General features: G+C 70.3%; 22 protein-coding genes and 1 pseudogene. 12 read left to right on the top strand and 11 right to left on the bottom strand.

Annotation, left to right across the window (positions count from 1 at the left end; genetic code table 11):
* The 4 genes from ACWCRD_RS40055 to ACWCRD_RS40040 all read right to left on the bottom strand — a co-directional run bounded on the left by ACWCRD_RS40055 (nt 1) and on the right by ACWCRD_RS40040 (nt 2,971).
* Nucleotides 1-231: a phosphopantetheine-binding protein gene (locus ACWCRD_RS40055; protein WP_450970602.1), complete on the bottom strand. Its 231-nt coding sequence runs from the start codon at nt 229-231 to the stop codon at nt 1-3.
* Between the two features lie 34 nt (nt 232-265).
* Nucleotides 266-1,852, bottom strand: a complete 1,587-nt coding sequence (locus ACWCRD_RS40050) for an amino acid adenylation domain-containing protein (protein WP_450970601.1) — start codon at nt 1,850-1,852, stop codon at nt 266-268.
* Nucleotides 1,853-1,942: 90 nt separating this feature from the next.
* The gene (locus ACWCRD_RS40045) at nt 1,943-2,635 is read right to left on the bottom strand and encodes an LmbU family transcriptional regulator (RefSeq protein WP_450970600.1); all 693 of its coding nucleotides are present in this window, start codon (nt 2,633-2,635) and stop codon (nt 1,943-1,945) included.
* A gap of 120 nt (nt 2,636-2,755) precedes the next feature.
* Nucleotides 2,756-2,971 (bottom strand): MbtH family protein, encoded by a 216-nt coding sequence (locus ACWCRD_RS40040; protein WP_398963352.1) that lies wholly within the window; start codon nt 2,969-2,971, stop codon nt 2,756-2,758.
* Between the two features lie 465 nt (nt 2,972-3,436).
* Here ACWCRD_RS40040 and ACWCRD_RS40035 point away from each other — a divergent pair, with 465 nt between their 5' ends.
* From ACWCRD_RS40035 to ACWCRD_RS39995, 9 genes are all read left to right on the top strand, one after another.
* Complete coding sequence (locus ACWCRD_RS40035; protein ID WP_450970599.1) at nt 3,437-4,183, top strand: thioesterase II family protein; 747 nt, start codon at nt 3,437-3,439, stop codon at nt 4,181-4,183.
* 27 nt (nt 4,184-4,210) lie between these two features.
* A complete protein-coding gene (locus ACWCRD_RS40030; protein WP_450970598.1) occupies nt 4,211-5,194 on the top strand; it encodes an AfsR/SARP family transcriptional regulator in 984 nt (327 codons plus the stop codon).
* Nucleotides 5,195-5,329: 135 nt separating this feature from the next.
* Nucleotides 5,330-6,526, top strand: coding sequence for a serine hydrolase domain-containing protein (locus tag ACWCRD_RS40025; protein ID WP_450970597.1), 1,197 nt, complete (start codon nt 5,330-5,332; stop codon nt 6,524-6,526).
* Between the two features lie 27 nt (nt 6,527-6,553).
* Complete coding sequence (gene argC / locus ACWCRD_RS40020; RefSeq protein WP_450970596.1) at nt 6,554-7,582, top strand: N-acetyl-gamma-glutamyl-phosphate reductase; 1,029 nt, start codon at nt 6,554-6,556, stop codon at nt 7,580-7,582.
* The gene (argJ, locus tag ACWCRD_RS40015; protein ID WP_450970595.1) at nt 7,579-8,730 is read left to right on the top strand and encodes a bifunctional glutamate N-acetyltransferase/amino-acid acetyltransferase ArgJ; all 1,152 of its coding nucleotides are present in this window, start codon (nt 7,579-7,581) and stop codon (nt 8,728-8,730) included. Before argC ends, argJ begins: the two co-directional genes overlap by 4 nt.
* The gene (gene argB / locus ACWCRD_RS40010; protein ID WP_450970594.1) at nt 8,727-9,686 is read left to right on the top strand and encodes an acetylglutamate kinase; all 960 of its coding nucleotides are present in this window, start codon (nt 8,727-8,729) and stop codon (nt 9,684-9,686) included. Before argJ ends, argB begins: the two co-directional genes overlap by 4 nt.
* Complete coding sequence (locus tag ACWCRD_RS40005) at nt 9,683-10,915, top strand: acetylornithine transaminase (protein ID WP_450970593.1); 1,233 nt, start codon at nt 9,683-9,685, stop codon at nt 10,913-10,915. Before argB ends, ACWCRD_RS40005 begins: the two co-directional genes overlap by 4 nt.
* Before the next feature lie 184 nt (nt 10,916-11,099).
* On the top strand, nt 11,100-11,792 hold the full coding sequence (locus ACWCRD_RS40000; protein WP_450970592.1) for a DUF4097 family beta strand repeat-containing protein: 693 nt from the start codon (nt 11,100-11,102) through the stop codon (nt 11,790-11,792).
* 186 nt (nt 11,793-11,978) lie between these two features.
* The gene (locus ACWCRD_RS39995) at nt 11,979-12,773 is read left to right on the top strand and encodes an LmbU family transcriptional regulator (RefSeq protein ID WP_450970591.1); all 795 of its coding nucleotides are present in this window, start codon (nt 11,979-11,981) and stop codon (nt 12,771-12,773) included.
* A gap of 28 nt (nt 12,774-12,801) precedes the next feature.
* Here ACWCRD_RS39995 and ACWCRD_RS39990 read toward each other — a convergent pair whose 3' ends face one another.
* The gene (locus tag ACWCRD_RS39990) at nt 12,802-13,446 is read right to left on the bottom strand and encodes an FMN-binding negative transcriptional regulator (RefSeq protein WP_450970590.1); all 645 of its coding nucleotides are present in this window, start codon (nt 13,444-13,446) and stop codon (nt 12,802-12,804) included.
* 300 nt (nt 13,447-13,746) lie between these two features.
* Between ACWCRD_RS39990 and ACWCRD_RS39985 the strand changes: the two genes are divergently transcribed.
* Nucleotides 13,747-15,093 carry a lysine N(6)-hydroxylase/L-ornithine N(5)-oxygenase family protein gene (locus ACWCRD_RS39985; RefSeq protein ID WP_450970589.1) on the top strand — a complete coding sequence of 449 codons (1,347 nt, stop codon included), beginning with the start codon at nt 13,747-13,749 and terminating at the stop codon, nt 15,091-15,093.
* Nucleotides 15,094-15,183: 90 nt separating this feature from the next.
* Here ACWCRD_RS39985 and ACWCRD_RS39980 read toward each other — a convergent pair whose 3' ends face one another.
* On the bottom strand, nt 15,184-15,420 hold the full coding sequence (locus ACWCRD_RS39980; RefSeq protein ID WP_450970588.1) for an MbtH family protein: 237 nt from the start codon (nt 15,418-15,420) through the stop codon (nt 15,184-15,186).
* 592 nt (nt 15,421-16,012) lie between these two features.
* On the opposite strand from ACWCRD_RS39980, the gene ACWCRD_RS39975 reads away from it, so the two are divergent.
* On the top strand, nt 16,013-16,519 hold the full coding sequence (locus ACWCRD_RS39975) for a hypothetical protein (RefSeq protein ID WP_450970587.1): 507 nt from the start codon (nt 16,013-16,015) through the stop codon (nt 16,517-16,519).
* A gap of 61 nt (nt 16,520-16,580) precedes the next feature.
* Here ACWCRD_RS39975 and ddaH read toward each other — a convergent pair whose 3' ends face one another.
* A complete protein-coding gene (ddaH, locus tag ACWCRD_RS39970) occupies nt 16,581-17,429 on the bottom strand; it encodes a dimethylargininase (protein WP_450970586.1) in 849 nt (282 codons plus the stop codon).
* Nucleotides 17,430-17,729: 300 nt separating this feature from the next.
* A complete protein-coding gene (locus ACWCRD_RS39965) occupies nt 17,730-18,191 on the bottom strand; it encodes a nuclear transport factor 2 family protein (protein WP_450970585.1) in 462 nt (153 codons plus the stop codon).
* Nucleotides 18,192-18,436: 245 nt separating this feature from the next.
* On the opposite strand from ACWCRD_RS39965, the gene ACWCRD_RS39960 reads away from it, so the two are divergent.
* The gene (locus tag ACWCRD_RS39960) at nt 18,437-20,686 is read left to right on the top strand and encodes an MMPL family transporter (protein WP_450970584.1); all 2,250 of its coding nucleotides are present in this window, start codon (nt 18,437-18,439) and stop codon (nt 20,684-20,686) included.
* 228 nt (nt 20,687-20,914) lie between these two features.
* On the opposite strand, the gene ACWCRD_RS39955 is transcribed toward ACWCRD_RS39960, so the two are convergent.
* From ACWCRD_RS39955 to ACWCRD_RS39945, 3 genes and pseudogenes are all read right to left on the bottom strand, one after another.
* Nucleotides 20,915-21,586, bottom strand: a complete 672-nt coding sequence (locus ACWCRD_RS39955) for a DUF4097 family beta strand repeat-containing protein (RefSeq protein ID WP_450970583.1) — start codon at nt 21,584-21,586, stop codon at nt 20,915-20,917.
* A gap of 184 nt (nt 21,587-21,770) precedes the next feature.
* Entirely contained in the window at nt 21,771-22,823 is a 1,053-nt protein-coding gene (locus ACWCRD_RS39950) for a 2-oxoacid:ferredoxin oxidoreductase subunit beta (protein WP_450970582.1), read from the bottom strand.
* Nucleotides 22,813-23,799: pseudogene (locus ACWCRD_RS39945) on the bottom strand (2-oxoacid:acceptor oxidoreductase subunit alpha); the annotation flags it as partial. The pseudogene ACWCRD_RS39945 and the gene ACWCRD_RS39950, both read right to left, overlap by 11 nt.

Here is a 23,799-nt window from a genome sequence, read left to right as displayed (position 1 = left end):
CTATTCGGTGACCGCACTCAGGGATTCGATGTACGCGGAGATCGACGCCACCGTCGGGTTGAGGAAGAGCTGGTCCATCGGCACCTCGGCGCCCAGCTCCTCGATGAAGGCACCCTGGATCCTGACCATGATCACGGACTGGCCGCCCAGGGCGAAGAAATCGTCGTCGGCCGAAATGTCATCGCGCTGGATTTCCCGGCACCAAATGGCGCGCACGCGGTCGGCAATCATCACAGTCCTCTCGTTTGTCAGCAAGGTCCGTCGACTATGCCGCCGTGCCGCTGTTCGCGTAATGGCTCTTGAGTGAATCGACCAGGGCCGCGCGGTCCACTTTTCCGTGCGGGCTCAGCGGAAGCCGCAGAACATTCACGAATCTGGCCGGGACCATGTTCCGCGGCAGTGTCTGCAGAAGGCGGTTGCGCACGTCGTCCTCGAAGAGCTCGGCCCCCGCCGGGACGAGGAACGCGGTCAGCTCGGCCTCGCCGGCGTCGGTGTACGTGACCACCACGGCGGCCTCCCGGACCCCGGCCAGCCTGCCGAGCGCGCGCTCGATGTCAGTGGGGTCGATGCGCATGCCCCGCACCTTCACCTGCGCGTCCATCCGGCCGGCGACGACGAGGTCGCCGGCCTCGTTGACGTGGCCGCGGTCGCCCGTGCGGTACAGCCGGCGCGGCTCGCCGTCGACGACGACGGTCGTGAACTTCTCGTTCTCGGGGCCCGAGCCGCCCAGGTAGCCCGCGCCGACGCTGGCCCCGGCGATGCAGATCTCGCCGTACTCCCCCGGCGCGACACCGCGCAGGTTCTCGTCGAGAAGGTGGATCTCGGTGTTGTAGGCCGGCGTGCCGACGGGGGCGATGTCCTGGTCGCAGGGCCGGTGTCGGGCGAGGTCGTACGAGGTCGCGACATCCGTGCACTCGGCGACGCCGTACTGGTGCAGGAGGGTGCAGTAGTTGCCCTCGCGCCCCATCCAGTTCGCGATCCGCTCGAACTTCAGCGGCTCCCCGCCGAAGAGCACGTAGTCGAGCTGGGTGAGCGCGTCGCCGCCGCGGGCCGTCTCCCAGTCCACCAGCAGGTAGAGCGTGCTCGAAGCGCAGTGCACCGTGCGGATGTCGTGGTCGGTCAGCAGGCGGTACGCCAGCATGGCGTCGAAGTTCCGGCTCGCCATCAGGTACTGGGTGGCGCCGCAGAACAGCGCCGTCATCAGGGCACGCTGGGAGAGATCGAAGCCGAAGGCGCTGACGACCAGGTTGTTCGAGTCGCTGTCCAGGTTGTACTCGAGCTTCAGCCAGTTCATCAGGTTGAACCAGCCCTCGTGCCGCACCGCGGTCAGCTTCGGCGTGCCGGTCGAGCCGGATGTGAAGACCGCGTAGCACAGGTCGTCCCCGGTGACCTGGACGTCGGGCGCGGTCGCCGGGAGACCGGCCAGCCGGCCGGGCAGCTGCTCGACCCCGACGACCTCGGTGGCCGCCGACTCGACCATCCCGGCCGTCGCCCGCGAGGCCACGATCAGGGCGAGATCGGGGACCTGGCTCAGCAGCAGCTGCAGTCGCGCCGCCGGGTAGGCCGGGTCGAACGGCACGTAGGCCGCGCCGGCCTTCAGCGTGCCGAGGATGGCGACGAGCATGTCGGTCGAGTAGTCGAGGCAGATGCCGACCTTCGCCCCGCGGCCGTGTCCGCGCACGGTGAGGAAGTGCGCGAACCGGTTCGCTCGCGCGTCCAGTTCGGCGTACGTCACGCGCTCGCCGCCGCAGACGACGGCAAGCGCGTCGGGAGCGGCCTCCACGTGGGTCTCGAACTGCTTGTGGACGACGGGTGCCGAGGGCAGGGCGACCCGCTTTCCCTGAAGGATCATCAACTGACTCCGATGTGAGAGGTGTCCGGTCGGACGAGCCGTCGGCACATCCCGGGGAACGGGCTTGCCGGCACCTGCGGGCGTGCGCCGCTAGGCGGTGCGCATCTCGGGGATGCGCCGGTCGGCGGTCTCGAGCAGCTGGGCCACCCACTTGTCGACGGGCAGACCGTGCGCGGCGGCGGCCTTCGAGAGGTGCTCCAGCCGGCCGGCGGACAGTTCGATGGTGAGCGTGGTGACCTGCTGGCGGCGCTTGTCCGCGACCGCCGGTCCGGCCGGCCGCGGCACCTCCTGCTGCTCGTCGCCGCCGCTCGGGGAGACCTCGGCCGTGTCGCTCTGCACGGCCAGGCTGGCGCGCACCGCCCTGCGCAGTTCGTTGCGCGACCACTTCTGCTGTTCGGCCTTGCGCAGCCAGTAGTCCTGCTCCGGCGGCGACAGCCGGGTCACCTCGGCATGGTGGGCGAAGCTGAGGCTGTCCCGCCTGCGGTGGTGCTCGAACCGCCGGGCCACCCACGCATAGTTGCGCAGGGTCTGGTAGTCGAGCCCGGTGCGCTCGATCGCCTCCTTGTAGCGGCGCCACCCGTAGGTGGCCTCCCCGTAGATCAGCCAGTCGGCGAGCCACCACGCCGAGGAATTGACCAGCTCACGCAGGTTCGTGCCGATCTGCTCCCAGGACCGCTCCGGCAGGTTCTGCGGGAAGACCATCCCCGACTTCTGCACCTTGGCCTGTGTCCCCACGAAGGACAGGAGCACATCGCGCTGTGCCGGTTCACCGCTGCTGTCCACGGGAATCGCCTTGTACCTGCTCGCGGTTCTCACAGCGCCCGTCACTGCCCTCATCTCCCAACTCAGCCTGTCTTGCCTGGGGTGTGCGGGCCGGCGAGCCCGTCGGTGTGCGGGGGGTGTTCAGCCCGCCGCCATGACCTCGCGCAGGCTCTTGGGGCGCAGGTCGGTCCAGTTCTGCTCGACGTACTCCAGGCACTCGGCCCGGGCCGCCTCGCCGAAGACCACCCGCCAGCCCGCGGGGACCTCGGCGAACGCCGGCCACAGGGAGTGCTGCTCCTCGTCGTTCACCACGACGTAGAAGCGACCGTCCTCGTCATCGAAGGGGTTCGCGCTCAACTGGCACCGTCCTTAACCGTCATGGAATGACTCGGGATTGGGAAATCGCCAGACCGGGTGCGAGAGCGCACCGGGCGTGAGGTCGCCGATCGGCGTTGTCCGGTCGACGGGACGATTCGGCTGTCCGGTCGACAGGACACTCGGTCGTCCGGTCGACGGGACACCTGGCATCGGTGGCGACCCCGGCGTTGCCACGTCACCGTAAGGACTCGACCGTCAGCGCTACAAGGAGACGGGCTCGCCGACCGCCCGGTCGTCCACCCGGATCCGCACCCCACCGGATCCTCTGTACCCGACCGGATTCGTGTGCCACGATGCCGGGCTCCCCGCCCCAGGGCCTGTCCGCCACCTGAGGATCGCTCAAGAACCGCCACACCTTCGGCGGAGACCGCCCGGTGCCCGCGCCCCCGCGGCCGGACACCGCTCTATGGTTCGAAGGTGCGCCGCCCGATCCGAGGGAGAGCGATGGACAGCACACGACCTGACCTGCGCCTGTTCGTCCTGCACCACGCGGGCGGCTCACACCTGCTGTACCGCGATTGGCCGGCCCGGCTACCGGACACGTGGCACGTCCGGCTGCTCGACGCGCCGGGCCACGGCCTGCTCCTCGACCTGCCGCAGATCCCCGACGCCGGCCGCCTCGCCGACCACCTGCTGAGCAGCATCGAGCCCGAACTGACCTGTCCCTACGCCCTGTTCGGACACAGCATGGGTGCCCTCGTGACGTACGAGATCATCCGGCGGGTCGTCGACCGGGGGCTGCCGCTGCCGGTGTGGGCCGGTGTCTCCGCACGCTCCGCACCGCAGCCGGCGGGGCCGCGAGGCGAATACCACAAGCTGCCCGACCCCGAGCTGCGGACGCGTCTGAGACTGCTCGGCGGCACACCCGACGAGGTCTTCGACGACCCCGAGCTGTGGAACCTGTTCGCCCCGGTCATCCGGGCCGACCTGCGTCTGGTGGAGAACTGGCGCCCCGATCCCGACGCCGGTCCGCTGCCCGTGGCGCTGTCCGCGTTCGCCGGCGCCGGGGACCACTCCGCCTCACCGCAGTCGATGGCCGGCTGGGCGGAGCACAGCGAGCACTTCCTGGGGCTGCGGGTCTTCGACGGCGGTCACTTCTACTTCCACGACGATCCGGGTCCGCTGCTGCGGCACATCGCACGAGACGCGACCACGGCGCTTGAGGCGGCGGGCGCGGCGCGCCCCTCCTGAAGCCACCAGCCTGGGTGGGGGAAAGAGATGCTGTTCCGCATTCTCGGCCTCGTGGAGGTCCAGGACGATCAGACCGGTCTGCGTGTCCTTCCCACGGGTGCCAAGCAGCGTGCACTGCTCGGGACGCTGGTGGTGAAGGCCGGACACCACGTCTCGGTGCAGCGGCTGATCGACGAGCTGTGGGGTGAACACCCGCCCGCCAATGCGGCGAACGCGCTGCAGCTCCAGGTGACCCGGCTGCGCCGGCTGCTGTCGGGCTCGCAGAGCCGTGCCACCGGCGGGCCCGCACCGCACCCGTGGATCGAAACCACCTCGCGCGGCTACGTCCTGCGGATCGACCCCGCCGACACCGACGCCGCGCGCTTCCAGCACTTGGCCGAGCGGGGCCGCGGGGTCCTGCGCGAGGACCCGGGGCAGGCCGGCGAACTGCTGTGCCGGGCACTGTCGTTGTGGCGCGGCCCGGCGCTGGAGGGCAGCGTGCTCGGCGACATCTGCGCGGGCCGGGCGGCCCAGCTCGAGGAGCACCGGCTGACCGCCCTGGAGATGATGTACGACGCGTATCTGCGCACCGGGCGCCACCGCGAGATCACCGGCGAGCTGATGGAGCTGATCAGCGACCACCCCATGCGGGAGCGGTTCTACGACCTGCTGATGGTCGCCTTCTACCGCTGCGGCCGGCAGGCGGAGGCGCTCGGCGTGTACGAACGCGCGCGCAAACGCATGGTGCACGAACTCGGTGTGGAGCCGGGTCCCGTCCTGCGCGGCCTGATGGAGGCGATCCTCCACCACGACCCGTCCCTCGCCACCGCGGTGCGCCCCTGCCCACCCGCCCCGGCTCAGGCCGAGGCCGTGCCCGCGCAGCCGGGCGCGACGGCCGACGACGCGGTGCTCACCGTGTGCCGGCAGATAGCCCATCTGCAGCGCCGCATCGAGCGACTGCAGCAGGAGCAGAACCAACTGGTGAGGCGCTTCCACGAGTTGAAGGCGAGCACCACGGCGCCTGCCTGCTGACAACGCTGCCGAGCGGCTGCACGCCCCGTGGTGTGGACACACGACCCGCACTCAAGGCCGGTGACCTACGGTGCCGTCCACGGACCGCACAAGTACGACATCAGCCAACTAGAGACGATTCTCAGGAGCGGGGAAATGACGAGACGGAAGAGACCACGGGCCGGCGCGGCCGGTCTGGCAGCGCTCGCGCTCACGGCCACCGCCTTCGCGGGCACCGCCCGGGCGACGCAGGACACGGCTCCCAAGGTGGCCGGCCACCAGGCGACGCAGCACGCGATCGACGCGGCCGTCGCGGCCGGGATCCCCGGCATCACCGTCGAGGCCCGCGATGCCGACGGGGTCTGGAAGTCGGCGTCGGGCGTGGGCGACCGGCAGACGGGTGCGCCGCGCGGCAAGAACGACCGGTTCCGCGTCGGCGGCCTCACCGACACGTTCGTGGCCACCGTCCTCCTGCAGATGGAGGCGGAGAAGAAGCTCAGCCTCGACGACACCGTGGACCGTTACCTGCCCGGCCTGGTGACGGGCAACGGCAACGACGGCCGCAAGATCACCGTACGGGAGCTGCTCAACCACACCAGCGGCCTGTTCGACTACCTCGCCGTCAAGGACTACTACGAGACGTACTCGCTGGGCGACGGCTTCCTCCAGCACCGGTACGACACGCTGACGCCCGAGCAGCGCGTGAAGGTGGCCCTCGGCCGAGCGCCCCTGTTCGAGCCCGGGGCCCGGTTCTCGTTCTCCAACACCAACGACGTCCTGGCCGCCCTGATCGTGGAGAAGGTCGGCGGCAGGTCGTACGAGGACGAGGTGCGCGAGCGCATCATCGAACCCCTGCGGCTCAGGGCGACGTCCAACCCCGGGGACAGCATCGACCTGCCGCAGCCGAGCGGCCGCGGCTACTCCAAGCTCTTCCTGTCGCAGCCGGACCGGATCGACGACGTCACCGAGTTGAACGGCTCGCAAGTCTGGGGCAACGGCGACATCATCTCCAGCGCGGCCGATCTGAACCGGTTCTACGGGGCCCTGATCCGCGGCAAGCTGCTGCCGCCGCAGCAGCTGAAGGAGCTGACGACGACCGTCGCCAACCCCGACTTCCCGGGCGCGACCTACGGACTCGGCATCGAAAAGCTCACCCTGAGCTGCGGCACACCCCTCTGGTTCCGCGACGGAGGCACGTCGGGGTGGCTCACCATGACCGCCCTGACCGAGGACGGCCGCCATCAGCTCGCGTTCAACTACAACAGCGACTGGGGACCGGAGACCCTGATCCCCATTCTGAACGCCGAGTTCTGCGACACGCCTGCCGCCTCGGGACCCGGATCGCATGCATAGCGACATGTCTGTCAACGGAGAGGGTTTATGACCGTCCGAGCAGCCGTGGCAGGAGCGAGCGGATACGCGGGGGGCGAACTCCTCCGCCTGCTTCTGGCCCACCCCGAAGTGGAGATCGGTGCCCTGACGGGGCACTCCAGCGCGGGAGCGCGTCTCGGCACGCTGCAGCCGCACCTGGCTCCGCTGGCCGGGCGGGAGGTACGGCCCACGACCGCCGACGCCCTCAAGGGGCACGACGTCGTCTTCCTCGCCCTGCCGCACGGCCAGTCCGCTGCCGTCGCACAGCAGCTGGGCGAGGACACGCTCGTCATCGACTGCGGCGCGGACTTCCGCCTCGCGGACGCCGCTGACTGGGAGAGGTTCTACGGCTCGCCGCACGCGGGCACCTGGCCCTACGGGCTGCCCGAACTGCCGGGTGCCCGCGCCGCCTTGGCGGGCGCCCGGCGCATCGCGGTGCCGGGCTGCTACCCGACCGCAGTCTCGCTGGCGCTCTTCCCCGCCTACGCGGCCCGGCTGGCCGAGCCCGAGGCGGTGGTCGTCGCGGCGTCCGGCACGTCCGGCGCCGGGAAGGCGCCCAGGGCGGACCTGCTCGGCAGCGAGGTCATGGGGTCCATGCGGCCGTACGGCGTGGGTGGCGGCCATCGGCACACGCCCGAGATGGTGCAGAACCTCAGCGCCGTGGCGGGTCGCCGGGTCACCGTCTCCTTCACCCCGACCCTGGCGCCCATGCCGCGCGGCATCCTCGCCACCTGCTCCGCCGCGGCGCGCCCCGGGGTCGGCGCACACGACGTACGGGCCGCGTACGAGAAGGCGCTGGCCGACGAGCCGTTCGTACGGCTGCTGCCCGAGGGGCAGTGGCCCGGCACCGCTGCCGTGTACGGATCGAACGCCGCGCAGCTCCAGGTGGCCCTCGACCCGGCGGCCGGCCGGATCATCGCGATCAGCGCCATCGACAACCTCACCAAGGGCACCGCGGGCGGGGCCGTCCAGAGCATGAACATCGCCCTCGGCCTCCCGGAGGGACTGGGGCTTTCCACGATCGGAGTCGCACCGTGAGTGTCACCGCACCGCAAGGCTTCACCGCGGCGGGCATCGCCGCCGGCATCAAGGAGAACGGCAACCGGGACCTGGCGCTCGTCGTCAACAACGGGCCGCACTCGGCCGCGGCGGGCGTCTTCACCTCCAACCGCGTGCAGGCCGCCCCCGTCCAGTGGTCCCGGCAGGTGCTCGCGGACGGCGCGATACGCGCGGTCGTGCTCAACTCCGGTGGCGCCAACGCCTGTACCGGACCACAGGGCTTCCAGGACACCTGCGCCACCGCCGAGCAGGCCGCCGGGCGGCTCGGCCTGGACGCGACGGACGTGGCGGTCTGCTCCACCGGGCTGATCGGCGTACCGCTGCCCATGGACCGGCTCCTGGCCGGCGTCGACAGGGCCGTCACCCAGCTGTCCGGGTCCGGCGGCGAGGACGCCGCGGTCGCCGTCATGACCACCGACACGGTGCACAAGACAGCCGCCGTCACCCGGGACGGGTGGACGGTCGGCGGCATGGCCAAGGGTGCCGGGATGCTCGCCCCCGGGCTCGCCACCATGCTCGTGGTGCTCACCACGGACGCCGTCCTGGACAGCGCGGCCCTGGACCGGGCGCTGCGGGACGCCACCCGTGTCACCTTCGACCGGGTCGACTCCGACGGCTGCATGTCCACCAACGACACGGTGCTGCTGCTCGCCTCCGGTGCCTCCCGGGTCGCCCCCGGATACGGCGAGTTCGCCGAGGCCGTCCGCGCCGTCTGCGCCGACCTGGCCGGGCAGCTCATCGGGGACGCCGAGGGCGCGAGCAAGGAGATCCGCATCGAGGTCGTGGGCGCCGCGAGCGAACAGGACGCGGTCGAGGTGGGCCGCTCCGTCGCCCGCAACAACCTCCTCAAGTGCGCCGTCCACGGCGAGGACCCCAACTGGGGCCGCGTCCTGTCCGCGATCGGCACCACCTCCGCCGCCTTCGAACCCGACCGGCTGGCCGTCGCCATCAACGGTGTGTGGGTCTGCAAGAGCGGCTCGGCGGGCGAGGACAGAGAGCTGGTGGACATGGCCGCCCGCGAGGTCCGGATCACCGTGGACCTCGCCGCGGGCGCGGACTCCGCCGTCATCTGGACCAACGACCTCACCGCCGAATACGTCCACGAGAACAGCGAGTACGCCTCATGAGCGCCGCTCCGTCTCGGCAGCCCGCTCCGCGATCGGCCGCCCTGCCCAAGGCTCATGCACTCGTCGAGGCGCTGCCCTGGCTGGCGCGCCACCGCGGCAGCACCGTCGTCATCAAGTTCGGCGGCAACGCCATGGTCGACGACGACCTGAAGACGGCCTTCGCCATGGACGTCCTCTCGCTGTGGCACGCGGGCCTGAACCCCGTCGTGGTGCACGGCGGTGGCCCGCAGATCAGCGCACAGCTCCAACGCCTGGGCCTGGAGAGCCAGTTCGAGGGCGGCCTGCGCATCACCACCGACGAGACCATGGACGTCGTACGCATGGTCCTCGCCGGGCAGGTGCAGCGTGAGCTGGTCGGGCTGCTCAACGCGCACGGCCCCCACGCGGTGGGCCTCACCGGCGAGGACGCCCGCCTGATGACTGCCGTCAAGCGCTACGGAAAGAAGGACGGCAGGGCCGTGGACATCGGCCGCGTCGGCGAGGTCACCCACGTCGACGCCGGGATCGTGCAGGACCTCATCGGCAACGGACGCATCCCCGTCATCTCCTCCATCGCCCGGCCCGAGGACGACAAGGACGCCGCCGAGGGCGGTGTGTTCAACGTCAACGCCGACACCGCGGCCGCGGCCCTCGCCGCCGCGCTCGGCGCCGAGATGCTGCTCGTCCTGACCGACGTCGAGGGTCTGTACGCGAACTGGCCGCACAGCGACGAGGTGATCCCCCGCCTGACCGCCTCCGAACTGGCCGAGCTGCTGCCCGGGTTGGCCTCCGGGATGATTCCCAAGATGGAGGCCTGCCTGCACGCCGTGCGGCACGGGGTGCGCTCCGCGCGCGTCATCGACGGCCGGGCCAGGCATTCCATCCTGCTGCAGATCTTCTCGGACGAAAGCGCCGGCACGGTGATCGTGCCGGACGACGACATCAGCGACGCGAGCTTCGAGGGAGCATCGGCATGAGTGCGGGCGCGATCGACGGCACGGACATCACCGGGGCGGGCAACGCGGCGCTGACCCGCCGCTGGCAGGGCGTCATGATGGACAACTTCGGCACCCCCCGGCTGCCTCTGGTCCGCGGCCGGGGCGTCCGGGTCTGGGACGCGGAGGGCAACGAGTACCTCGACTTCCTCGGGGGCATCGCGGTCAACGCGCTCGGCCACTCGCATCCCGCCGTCGTACAGGCCGTCTGTGAGCAGATCGCCTCGCTCGGGCACGTCTCGAACCTGTTCCTGGCCGAACCGACCGTGCGCCTCGCCGAGCGCCTGCTGCACATCGCCGGGCGCGCGGGCCGGGTCTACTTCGCCAACTCCGGCGCCGAGGCCAACGAAGCGGCCTTCAAGATCGGCCGGCTCACCGGCCGTACCCACATGGTCTCGGCCGCCGGCGGCTTCCACGGCCGCACCATGGGGGCCCTGGCCCTCACCGGCCAGCCCGCCAAGCAGCGCCCCTTCGAGCCACTGCCCGGCGACGTCAGCCATGTGCCGTACGGGGACGTCGAGGCCCTGCGCGCCGCCGTCACCCCGGACACCGCGCTGCTGGTCCTGGAGCCCCTGCAGGGGGAGAACGGCTTGGTCGTGCCGCCGCCCGGCTATCTGCGGGCCGCCCGCGAGATCACCGCGGCGACCGGCTCCCTCCTCGTCCTGGACGAGATCCAGACCGGCATCGGGCGCACGGGCCACTGGTTCGCGGCGCAGGCCGAGGGCGTCGAGGCGGATGTCGTCACCCTCGCCAAGGGCCTGGGCGGCGGGCTGCCCATCGGCGCGACGCTCGCCTTCGGCGCGGCCGCCGAGCTGCTCACGCCCGGCGCGCACGGCTCCACCTTCGGCGGGAACCCCGTGGTGTGCGCGGCCGCCCTGGCCGTACTGGACACCATCGAGCGGGCGGGCCTCCTCGCCCACGTGACCTCGGCGGGGCAGCGGCTGCGGCACGGCCTGGAAGCCCTTGGCCACCCTCTGGTGCGTGAAGTCCGCGGCGCCGGCCTGCTGTTGGGCATCGCGCTCCACAGGAACCTCGCGGCGCGCGTCCAGCAGGCGGCCCAGGACAGGGGGCTGCTGGTGAACGCGGTGATGCCGGACGTCATCCGGCTCGCCCCGCCGCTGATCGTGTCGGACCGCGAGGTGGACACCTTCGTCGATGGCTTCCGGGCGGCCCTGTCCGAGACCCTCGACAGGGAGCTGACGGCGGCATAGCGTTCACGTTCAATCCATTGCAATGATTCCAGTGCGGGCTGTTGCGTTAGATTCATCTCCATTGCAACAATTTCTTGGCTTCTACCTGCAGTAATCGCGATTGCGCGCAACGAAGCTGTTGCCGGAATCATGAATGCAACGTAGCGTTTCCATCATCAGAAACAGCGAGCCGAAGGAACGCGCCATGCAGAAGAACCTGAGCACCCCGCAGAAGTTCGACACCCCCGCCCCCATCTCCGCCGTCCTCGACATCCCCGCCGGACGCCTCCAGTTCATCGCCGCCGACCGGGCCGACACCACGGTCGAGGTACGGCCCGCCAACCCCGGCAAGAGCCGCGACATCAAGGCCGCCGGGGAGGTCACGGTCTTCTACAGCGACGGAGTCCTGCGCATCGAGGCCCCGGAGGCGAACCACCGGTTCCTCGGAAGCTCCGGGTCCGTCGAGGTCACCGTCCAGCTGCCCGCCGGCTCCCGGATCGAGGCGAAGACCGCCGGCGCCGAGTTCCGCGGCGTCGGACGGCTCGGCGACGTCGCCTTCGAGGGCGGCTACCGCTCGGTCAAGCTCGACGAGGCCGCAAGCGCCCGCCTCACCGCCCACGACGGCGACATCACGGTCGGCCGCCTGAGCGGCCCCGCGCAGATCAGCACCCAGCGGGGCAACATCCGGATCGCCGAGGCCCACGGCGGCACGGTCGCACTGGACACCCAGTACGGCGACATCTCGGTCGGCGCCGCCCGCGGCGTATCCGCCACCCTCGACGCCGGCACCGGCTACGGCCGGGTCCACAACGCGCTCAACAACACCGCCGGCGCCGCCGCCGGCCTGAACATCCGCGCCACCACCGCCTACGGCGCCATCACCGCCAGCAGCCTCTGAGAGCCTGTGTCATGTCCCCGGCCGGGCGCGCGACGGATGGCATGGCGTGGGGTGTCCCGTCGGCGGGACACCCCACGCCATGCCACCAAGACGTTCGACGCGCAACCGTTCGAGTGCCGCTCCGGCCCTGCTCCACCCCGCGCTGCGAGGCTTCTCGCCGGTTATGTGGACCCTTCTCATGGAGGCATGATGACGCGTCAGGCCGGTCAGTCCGCGAGGTCGAACGGCGGCCCGGCAACCGCCCTCCCGCAGCACCCGCCGCGCACCGTGGGGACCGCGCCGCGCCGGGGCCAGGTGCTGACGACCAGGGTGGGCCTGCAGATGCCGGCCATGATGGCCTACGACGAGTGGGAGCGGGCCGGGCGCCAGCTCGCCGACGTCGTCGACTCATCCGCCTGGTGGCTGGCCGACTGGCTCGTGTACGGCAAGGACCACTACACCGACCGGTACCAGCGGGGGATACGCGCCGCCGGCCTGTCGTACCAGACCCTGCGCAACTACGCCTGGGTCTCACGGCGTTTCGACCTCACCCGGCGCCGGCCCGCCCTGAGCTTCCAGCACCACGCCGAGCTGGCTTCCATGCCGGTCGAGGAACAGGAACTCTGGCTCGACCGCGCCGAGCAGCGGCAGTGGACCACCAAGCAGTTGCGCGGCGCCATCCGCGCCGCGCGCCAGAGCGAGCAGCAGCCGCGCACTCCCGCCGAGCCGAGCCGCCACCTTCAGGTCCCCGGCAGCCGTTTTCAGTGGTGGCACAAGGCCGCGGAGCAACTGGGCGTCGACTTCGAGCAGTGGGTGACGACCACGCTGGACAGCGCGGCCGCGAGCGCTCTGGAGGACCTCGGCACGCCGACGCAGCGCGCGGAGGTGCCCGGGCTGGGGCGCGTCAAGGTGCTGGCCGCGACGGCCGCGGGCGCCCCCGAGGAGCACACGCGGCCCGAGGGCCTCGCCGAGCGGATCCGGCCGGCGGCCATCAGCGCCTGAAGTACGCGGAGCCGAGGCCTGCGGCCCGTCACGGCAGCCGGTTCATCAGCCCGGCGACCTCGCGCTTGTACGTGCACCCGTGCTGCCCGAACGACTCCCGTACCCGCTCGCGCACCTCGTCCGGCTGCTCCTGGCTGAGCTTGAACATGCCCTCGGCCCCGGTCACAGTGAGCCGGAAGGCCCCCACGTCGGGCACGATCTTGCGGAAGTAGTCGAGCGACTCGGTCATGTCCCAGCCGTTGCCGAACGCCCCTTCGTAGGCGCGCACGGTGGACTGCACCACGCCGAGGGTCTCCTCGATCGTGTCGATCTTCTCCACCACGCCCCGGACGTGCACCGCGGTGAAGTTCCAGGTCGGGGCGGCCGGGGTCACCTCGTACACGGTGGGCGACACATAGGAGTGCGGGCCGGTGAACGTCAGCAGCAGGACGCTGCCGTTCTCCAGCGCCGTCCAGTGCGGATTGTTCCGGTTCATGTGCCCGAGCAGCGTGGCTCCCGGCAGCTCGCCGGACCAGTCGCCGGACGTCTCGGGGTCGAAGATGACCGGCAAGTGCGTGGCAAAGGGACCGTCCTCGGGGCTGCCGTTGGTCGCCGCCAGCGCCAACGGGTTACCCCGGATCAGATCGACAATCCATGAACTCTCCGGTTCCCGATAAAATCTGGGCACAAACATCCGGATTCACCTTTCGGCAATTGGCTCGGGGCATGGCTCTGGCTCAGGGCAGGATTGACGCATTACTCCGGACACACACGCCATGGGCCGCGCCAAGCGGAAATCTTGAGAATCCGCGCCGACCCTACCGCCCGTCCCGTCGACGGGACAACGCCTTCGGATGCCGAGCACCCGATGAGTCCGTCGAACAGTCTTCGTGCCGCCCTCGAGTTGCCTTTTAGACACTCTCCGGAGAACACTGCAAGACGGTCTCTCGAGCCACCGGTCAAGTTTTCCAGACGCAAGCGGGAGAAATTTTCTATGGACATAGCGGGTAGGCCCAGCCAAGAGATCTACGACGTGGTCGGTATCGGGTTCGGCCCGTCCAACATGTCGCTCGCGATCGCCCTGGAGGAACACGAGGCTAGCTCTCCGCAGCATCCGATCACGTCGCGCTTCTTCGAGCGGCAGCCCGCATTCGGCTGGCACCGGAACATGCTGCTGCCGTCGACGACCATGCAGATCTCGTTCCTCAAGGACCTCGTGACCTTCAGGAATCCGATGTCCCGGTACAGCTTCATCTCGTTTCTGCACGCCTCGGACCGGCTGGTGCAGTTCGTGAACAACCAGGACTTCTTCCCGACCCGGCAGGAATTCCACCAGTACCTCGAGTGGGCGGCAGCCGACCTGAGCGACCGGGTCACCTACGGCGCCGAGGTCACCTCGATCCGGCCCCGCACCGAGGCCGGTGCCGTGACACCCGGCCTCCTCGAGATCGAGGTGCGCGGCAGCGACGGCGCCACCAGCGTCGTCACCGCACGCAACGTGGCCATCTCGACGGGCCTGGTGCCGCGCCTGCCCGAGGGCATGACGGCCGGCAAACGGCTGTGGCACAGCTCGGAGTTCCTGAGCAGGTTCAACGCACAGGACCCCGGCGAGCTGGAGAGCGTGGCGGTGGTCGGCGCCGGCCAGAGCGCGGCCGAGATCACCCGGTTCCTCTATGACTCGCTGCCGCACGCCCAGGTCTCCGCGATCATGCCGTCCTACGGCTACTCCATCGCCGACGACACCCCCTTCGCCAACCAGGTGTTCGACCCGAGCGCCGTCGACGAGTACTACTTCGGTACCGAGCGGGCACGGGACTCGTTCTGGCGCTATCACCGCAACACCAACTACTCGGTGGTCGACGCGGACGTCATCCGGGCCCTGTACCAGCGCTCGTACGACGAGCAGGTGCGCGGCAGCCAGCGGCTGCACTTCCGCAACCTCACCCGGGTCGTCGACGTCGAACAGACCGGTGACGCGGCGCAGGTGGTCCTGCACTCGCTGCTCGACGACCGGACGACGGAACTGGCCGTCGACGCGATCGTGTTCGCCACCGGCTACGACGGCGTGGACCCGGCCCGCCTGCTCGGCGACTTCGACCGGCACTTCGAGCGCGACGAGGCGGGCAGGCACCGGGTGACGCGCGACTACCGCCTCGTCAGCGCATCGGGGCTGGCCTGTGGCGTCTATCTCCAGGGCGGCACCGAGCACACCCACGGCCTGACGTCCGCCCTGCTGTCGAACATCGCGATGCGCAGCGGCGAGATCGCCGACTCGATCGTGCTGCGGCGCACCCAGCAGGAGCTGGGCAGGACCGTGGAGGCCGCGCGCTCGGCCGCCTGAGACGGCGGCACGCATGGGGGTGGGCCCCGGTGCTGCAGCGACAGCACCGGGGCCCACCCCCATGGCAGCACCGGGCGGTGCCCGGTCACCTCACGCGGCGTCGGCGGCGACCGTACCGGCGTCCATCGCGTCCCGCAGGCTCTGCGGCCGCAGGTCGGTCCAGTGCTCCTCCACGTAGGCGAGGCACTTTTCGCGGCTCTCCTCGCCGAACACGACGCGCCAGCCGGCGGGAACCCCGGAGAACGAGGGCCACAGCGAATGCTGCTGCTCGTCGTTGACCAGAACGTAGAACCGGCCGTCGGCTTCGTCGAACGGGTTGCTGCTCATCATTCCACTCCAATTCAAGCCGTCCACGATCCGCTTTCGAGCGGAGAGTGAATCATCATCCCTCGGTGGGACGGACCCATTGGACAGTAATAGAAGCAGCCGCCATTCCGAGCGAGTTGACGGGAATCGATGTTCCGTCGGCCCGCGTCCGCGCGCGATGATTACGGCGCAGCCACAGCCCGGCCCGGCGGGTATTCACCTTTCCAAGAGCCCGCATCACAGCCAAGTGTTCTCCTGCCGTACTCAAGCGCATGTCACGGTCATCGGGCCCGGCCCACGGCCGGAATCCCCCCGCAGAAGGAGTCGTGCCCATGAGCGCCGTCAGCGTGCGCCCGGCCCGCCACCAGGGCCGTACGGTCGTCATCAAACTGGTCGGACTGATCAACCGATTCGGCCTGCTCGCCGTCGGCCTGACCGGCGTGGGCCCCGGTGTCCTGGACGGCCCGGGTGGCCGACGGACGGGTCCCGCACCCGGTGCTCCTGCAGATGTCCACCGACGACGAGTCCGGCACGGTGACCGTGCCGGACCCGGACGAGCCGGAGGCCCCGGCATCCGAACGACGACTCTCCAGCGAAGGCGAGGGCAGTGCCCGTGACACACACACCCTGGGCTTCTCCCCCGCCCGACGGCAGCTTCCCGCGGCCGGCGGCCCTCGGCCACGAACCGGCCGTCGCGGCCGGGACGGACGGGGACGAGGCCCGCGGGCCCGGCCGCCGCCTCGCCGCCCCGCTCTCGCCCGTGCCGGCGTACCGGGAGCCCGGCGCGGACCGGCCGGCCGGCGATCCCGATTCCGGCGACCCCGCATCCCGGCAGGCGCCCCGAAATGATCCGCCCGACGCTCTCATCCGCCTGCGGTTCGCCGACGCGACCGCGCTCGCACGGGCCTGCGCCGCCTTCCGGGCAGGATCGGGCCCGGGCTTCGGCGACGCGTGGGGCGACCCCGTGACGCTCACCCTCCAGATCCCCGGCGACGCCGGCGTCGAGACCCTCCGGGCCGTACTCGCCGTCCTCGACGCGGCGGCGGTCACGGCCGAGTCGCTCACCGTGCACACCCACGAACTCGACGACGTCTTCGCCGCGTTCACCGCCCTGCCCTGAGCGTCGCTCAGGGGCGGTACCGCCGTAGGCCGCGGGGCGCCGCGTCACGACGGTCCGCGCGTCACGACAGCGCGAGGGTGCAGCACTTGACGCTGCCGCCCGCCTTGAGCAGCTCCCCCAGGCTCACCCCGATCGGGTTGAAGCCCCGCTCCTTCAGCTGCGCGACGAGACCGGTGGCTGCCTGGGGCAGCAGCACGTTGAGGCCGTCGGAGAAGGCGTTGAGGCCGAAGACCGCGGCGTCCTGGTCCGAGGCGAGGACCGCGTCCGGGAACATCTCGCGCAGCACCGCCCGGCTGCCCGGGCTGAAGGCCGCCGGGTAGTACATGACCTCGTCCTGGGAGAGCACCGAGAGCGCCGTGTCCAGGTGGTAGAAGTTCGGGTTGACCAGGGTCAGGCCCGTCACCGGGATGCCGAAGAACTCCTGGGCCTCCGCGTGCGAGCGGGGGTCGGTCCGAAAGCCGGTGCCGGCCAGCATCCGGCGTCCTACGCGCAGGTAGTCGCCCTCGCCCTCGTTGATGTGTTCCGGCCACAGCAGCTCCTGGAAGCCGTTGCGCGCGAACCAGTCGAGATAGGCCGGCCCCTCCGCGGTCCGCTCCCGGTGCCGGAACCGGGCGCCGAGCACCTTGCCGTCCACCACGGTGGCGCCGTTGGCGGCGAACACCATGTCCGGCAGGCCCTCGACCGGCTCGACCAGCTCGACCGTGTGCCCGAGCGAGACATACAGCTCCCGCAGCTGCTCCCACTGGAGCAGGGCCGTCTGGGCGTCCGTCGGCTTGTCCGGGTTCATCCACGGGTTGATGCTGTACGTCACGTCGAAGTGGAGCGGGCGGCACATCAGCAGACGGTGCGCAACCGCCTTCCGTGCCGCCCGGGGTGCCCGTTCGTCGACTGCGGCGCCGTTCAGAGCCATGGGCGGGTTCCTCCTCGTGTTCCTCGTGAGAGAGATGCGTGCTCGGCGCTGCGGGGGTGTGCGGCGCCGGCCACTGTGGCCCGCGAACGGGCCGTCGCCGGTGGGGTACGGGGCAGCGGTGCCTGCGCGCCGACCCCACACCGGCCCCTACGTCGACGCGCCCGCCCGCGTCGGTGACGGCGGGCGGGCGCGGACAGGGAGGGGATGTGCACGGCTCACTGTAGGCAACGGGCTCCGCCAAGTCCCTTGCCCTGTACGGAACTTCGAACTCAGCTACAGCGGTGTTCCACCTCGTGCCGCCTAGGCCAGGTCGTCGCGGGTGACCCGGCGGTGCGCGGTGCGCCACCCGTCGTGGGTGCGGACCAGGACGTCCTCCATGACGTACACGTACAGGACCTTGGCACTGCCACCGCTCGGCGCGAGGCACACCAGGGCCGAGCAACGGGTGTGCAGCAACCCGTCCGCCTGGGGATGCACGTCGAGCATGCCGACCCAGTGATCGAGGCGGCTGCCGGCCCGCCGCTGCCGTGCCGCGCCGGCGCGCACGTACTGGGCGAGCCCGTCGCGCACCCGCAACGGCTCGGACAGGAAGGGCAGTTCGAAGACGGCGTCCTCGGTGCAGGTGTCCGCCCAGCGCTCGGTGTCGTGCGCGTCCAGGATCTGCATCTGGTGCGCGTAGAACTGCTGGACCTCCGCGTACAGGGCGGCGAAATTCTGGCTCTGGGGCGTGCGTTCGGCGGTCCCCACCACCTCGACGGTCATGATCTCGGCCTCCGCCTCCAAGGAATCCGAACTCGGTGCGGACAGTCTCCGAGGCCCGGCTCGAGCTTCTTTCAAATACGCCTCAAGCGCTCCCGGCCACGCTGTACACCGCGGGGTCACGACTGCCGCGACCCCACAGACATCGCGAACCCGCAGGCCACCCCCGCCCCCTGGACACGTGACCGGCGACCGGTCCCGGCACCACCACCCCTCACAATCCGCTCAAGAGCAGGAGTCCGTACGCCATGGCCACCTTCCTCTCATCAGTGGGCCGATTCGCCTTCCGGCGACGCGGCCTGGTGACTCTGCTGTGGCTCGCCGCCCTCGTGGGAATCGGCGTCGCCGCCTCGTCCGCTCCCACACCGCCGGCCGACACGTTCTCCATGCCGGGCACCGAGTCCCAGAAGGCCTTCGACCTGCTCAAGGAGAAGTTCCCGGCGGCGAACGCGAGCGGCGCCACCGCCCGTGTGGTGCTCCGCGCCCCGCAGGGCCACAAGCTCGCGGACCCGGAGGAGAAGGCCAAGGTCGGGGACCTGGTGGCCCGGCTCGGCAAGGCACCCGAAGTGGTCGCCGTGTCCGACCCGTTCAAGACGAACGCCGTCAGCAAGGACGGCACCACCGCCTACGCGGTCGCCACCTACAAGGTCGCCGCCACCGAACTGAACGACAAGGCGCACAACGCCCTCACCGAAACCCTCGACCAGTCCCGCAAGAGCGGCCTGACCGTCGAGGCCGGCGGTGACGCGGTCAAGCTGGAGGCCGCGGGCGGCGGCGCCGAGGGCATCGGCATCCTGGTCTCCGCTCTCGTCCTGGTCCTCACCTTCGGCTCGATGATCGCCGCGGGCATGCCCCTGCTGACCGCGCTCATCGGCGTCGGTATCGGCACCTCCGCGATCACCGCGCTCGGCTCCACGCTGGGCCTGTCGAGCACCACCACCACGCTGGCGATGATGATCGGCCTCGCGGTCGGCATCGACTACGCCCTGTTCGTCATCTCCCGCTACCGCTCCGAACTGTCCGAGGGCCGCGAGCGCCAGGACGCCGCCGCACGCGCCGTCGGCACCGCCGGCACCGCCGTCGTCTTCGCCGGCCTCACCGTGATCATCGCCCTGGCGGGCCTCGCCGTGGTCAACGTGCCGATGCTCACCAAGATGGGCCTCGCCGCGGCCGGAACGGTCGCCATCGCGGTCCTCATCGCTGTCACCCTCGTCCCCGCCCTCCTCGGCTTCGCACCGATCAAGGTCATGCCCCGCGCCGAGCGCAAGCGGTTCTACGGCAAGCCACTGAGCGAACGTCAGCAGCGCAAGGCGGACAAGCGGGCCGCACGTCAGAAGCCGAACATCGGCACCCGCTGGGGCACGTTCGTCGTCCGCCGCCCCCTGGCCGTCCTGGTCGTCGGTGTCGTGGGCCTCGGCGCCCTCGCCATCCCCGCGGCCAGCCTGCAGCTCGGTCTGCCGAGCGAGGGCACGTACGCGAAGGACACCACCCAGCGCAAGGCGTACGACATGCTGTCCGCCTCCTTCGGAGCCGGCTTCAACGGCCCGCTGACCATCACGGTCCAGGGCAAGGACACGGCCGGCGCGGCGGGCAAGGTCGGCCAGCAGCTCGCCAAGGTCAAGAACGTCGCGACGGTGAGCTCCGCGTCCGTCAGCCCCAAGGGTGACACGGCGATCATCACGGTCGTACCGAAGACCGGCCCGATGGACGACGCCACCGAGGAGCTGGTGAAGACCATCCGCGGCATGAAGGACGACTTCCGGTCCTCCGCCAACGCCACGGTCCTGGTCAGCGGCCAGACCGCCCTCTACATCGACTTCTCCAAGACTCTCGACGACGCGCTCCTGCCCTACCTGGGGCTGGTCGTGGGCCTCGCCTTCCTCCTGCTGATGCTGGTCTTCCGCTCGGTCCTCGTCCCGCTCAAGGCGGCCCTGGGCTTCCTGCTCTCGGTCGGCGCGGCGCTCGGCGCGGTCGTCGCGGTCTTCCAGTGGGGCTGGCTCGCCGAGATCTTCGGCATCCACCAGACGGGCCAGGTCATGAGCACGCTGCCGATCTTCATGATCGGTGTGGTCTTCGGTCTCGCGATGGACTACGAGGTCTTCCTCGTCGCCCGGATGCGCGAGGCGTACGTCCACGGGGCGAGCCCCTCCGATGCCGTGGTCACCGGCTTCCGCTACGGCGGACGAGTCGTCACCGCCGCCGCGATCATCATGACCAGCGTCTTCTCCAGCTTCATCCTGGACACGAACGACTTCGTGAAGATGATGGGCTTCAGCCTCGCCACCGCCGTCCTCTTCGACGCCTTCGTGGTCCGCATGGCCCTGGTCCCGGCCCTGTTCGCCCTGCTCGGCAGGTCCGCCTGGTGGCTGCCGGGCTGGCTGGACAAGCTGCTGCCGAACATGGACGTGGAGGGCGAGAAACTCAACCGCCTCCCGGCCGCCGCCCCGATCCCCGGCGCCCGCCACGAGCACCAGCACGAGCCCGAGTACATCGGCTGACCGTCCACCCCTGACCCCGGGCCGTGATCCCCCGTCCGGCCCGGCAGGCGGCCACCGCCGGCCCGGTGCCTCACAGCACCGGGCCGGCGGTGGCAGGCCCATACGCGGCAGGACCGGCCGACGTCTTCCACTCGCGCGGCCGCACACGAACGGGGCGGCGTACGCCGACGGGGTGTCGGGGTACGCCGCCCTCGGTGGTGCGAGGCCGACAGGGAGCGGGGTACTCCTTCAGAGACTGCGGGCGGTGACGTCACCGTAGGAGGTGGTGGCGTGGATGTTCAGGCCGGCGTTGCCGCCGTCGCTGTTGTTGAGCGCGTTGTGGACGCGGCCGTAGGTGGTGCCTGCGTCCAGGGAGGCGGAGACTCCGGGGGCGGCGCCGACCGTGATGTCGCCGTGCTCGGTGCGCAGGGTGACCTTGCCCTTCACGGCTTCGGTGATGTGGAGGGCGCCCTTCTGGGTGCTGATCTCGGCGGGGCCGCCGAGGCGGCCCACGGAGATGTCGCCGTACTGGAGGGTGAGGTGGGCGCCGGCGGTCTCGTCGAGCTCGACCGTGGCCTGCGCGGCCTCGAAGGTGACGTCGCCGAGCCGTCCGACGCTGCGGAGCTCGGCGAGGGCCGCCTTCGCCTCGACGCGGGAGCCGGCGGGCAGTTGGACGGTCACCTCGACGGACCCGGAGTTGCCGAGCATCCGGTTCTTGGCCTCCGGGGTCTCGATCCGCAGGACGCCGTCACCGAAGGCGACCGTGATCTGCTCCGCCGCCTTCACGTCGCGGCTCTTGGCGGGATCCTGGGGCTGGACCTCGACGGTGGTGTCGGCCCGGTCCGCGGCGACGAACCGGATGCGTCCCGCGGAGATGTCCAGGACGGCCGAGACGGGGGCGGGGGTGTCGAACTTCTGCATCGTGCACTCCTTGGATCTGCTGTTTCCGATAATGGAAACGCTACGTTGCATTCATGGAACTTGCAACATGTCCGTTGCGAACAATCGCCATAAGTGCAGTTAGATGGCGGGATTTCGTTGCAATGGCTTTGAATCTAATGCAACAACCCTCACCTCGTTCATTGCAATGACTAGAGGGTGAACGCTATCGGTGGACCGTCCAGGTGTCGCCGCCGGCCAGCAGTGCGGCCAGGTCGCCCTTGCCGTTCTGCACGATCGCCGTGTCCAGCTGGTCGGCCATCTGGGTGTCGTACACGGGCCGGTCCACCGACCGCAGCACACCGATCGGGGTGTGGTGCAGGGTGTCCGGGTCGGCGAGCCGGGACAGGGCGAAGGCGGTGGTCGGCGACTCGGCGTGGGCGTCGTGGACCAGAATCCGGGACTCGTTGTCCGCGGTCACGTCGACCACCTTCAGGTCACCGGTGGCCGCATCGCGGACGACGCCCTTGGACAGATCGCTGCCGAAGCGGATCGGCTGTCCGTGCTCCAGCCGGATCACCGCCTCCTCGGCCTGCTGCTTGTCTTTCAGTGCCTCGAAGGCGCCGTCGTTGAAGATGTTGCAGTTCTGGTAGATCTCGATCAGCGCGGTGCCCGGGTGGGCGGCTGCCTGGCGCAGCACCTCGGTCAGGTGTTTGCGGTCGGAGTCGATGGTGCGGGCGACGAAGGAGGCCTCCGCGCCGATGGCCAGCGACACCGGGTTGAAGGGTGCGTCCAGGGAGCCCATCGGCGTCGACTTGGTGATCTTGCCGACCTCCGAGGTCGGCGAGTACTGACCCTTGGTCAGGCCGTAGATCCGGTTGTTGAACAGCAGGATCTTCAGGTTCACATTGCGGCGCAGCGCATGGATGAGGTGGTTGCCGCCGATGGACAGGGCGTCGCCGTCACCGGTGACCACCCACACGCTCAGATCGCGCCGGCTGGTGGCCAGTCCGGTGGCGATGGCGGGGGCGCGTCCGTGGATGGAGTGCATGCCGTAGGTGTTCATGTAGTACGGGAAGCGGGAGGAGCAGCCGATGCCCGAGACGAAGACGATGTTCTCCTTGGCGAGGCCCAGCTCCGGCATGAAGCCCTGGACGGCCGCCAGGATCGCGTAGTCACCGCAGCCGGGGCACCAGCGCACCTCCTGGTCGGACTTGAAGTCGCGGCCGGACAGCGGCACTTCGGACCTGGGGACGAGGGTCAGGAGCTCAGCGGGCATCGATGGCCTCCTTGAGGGCGGTCGCGAGCTGCTCCGCCTTGAACGGCATGCCGTTGACCTGGTTGTAGGAGCGGGCGTCGACCAGGTACTTCGCCCGGATCAGGGTGGCGAGCTGCCCGAGGTTCATCTCGGGGACGACGACCTTGTCGTAGCCCTTGAGCACCTCACCCAGATTGCGCGGGAAGGGGTTGAGATGACGCAGGTGGGCCTGTGCGATGGACTCGCCGGCCTTGCGCAGCCGCCGTACCGCCGCGGTGATCGGGCCGTACGTCGAGCCCCAGCCGAGGACAAGCGTCCTCGCGCCGTGCGGGTCGTCGACCTCGATGTCCGGGACGGTGATGCCGTCGATCCTGGACTGGCGGGTGCGGACCATGAAGTCGTGGTTGGCCGGGTCGTAGGAGATGTTGCCCGTGCCGTCCTGCTTCTCGATGCCGCCGATCCGGTGCTCCAGACCTGGCGTACCCGGGACCGCCCACGGCCGGGCCAGCGTCTGCGGGTCACGCTTGTACGGCCAGAAGACCTCGGTGCCGTCCTCCAGGGTGTGGTTCGGGCCCTGCGCGAACTGCACGGTCAGGTCCGGGAGTTCGTCCAGTTCCGGGATGCGCCAGGGCTCGGAGCCGTTGGCGAGATAGCCGTCGGAGAGCAGGAACACCGGCGTGCGGTAGGTCAGCGCGATACGGGCGGCTTCGAGGGCGGCGTCGAAGCAGTCGGCCGGGGTGCACGGGGCGACGATCGGCACCGGCGCTTCGCCGTTGCGGCCGTACATCGCCTGGAGCAGGTCCGCCTGCTCGGTCTTGGTCGGCAGACCGGTGGACGGCCCGCCGCGCTGGATGTCGATGACGAGCAGGGGCAGCTCCAGGGAGACGGCGAGGCCGATGGTCTCGCTCTTGAGCGCCACACCCGGGCCGGAGGTCGTCGTCACCCCCAGTGAGCCGCCGAAGGCCGCCCCCAGCGCCGCGCCGATGCCGGCGATCTC

The sequence above is a fragment of the Streptomyces sp. NPDC002092 genome, assembly GCF_053593775.1.
This window is presented reverse-complemented; position numbering and strand designations above follow the sequence as displayed.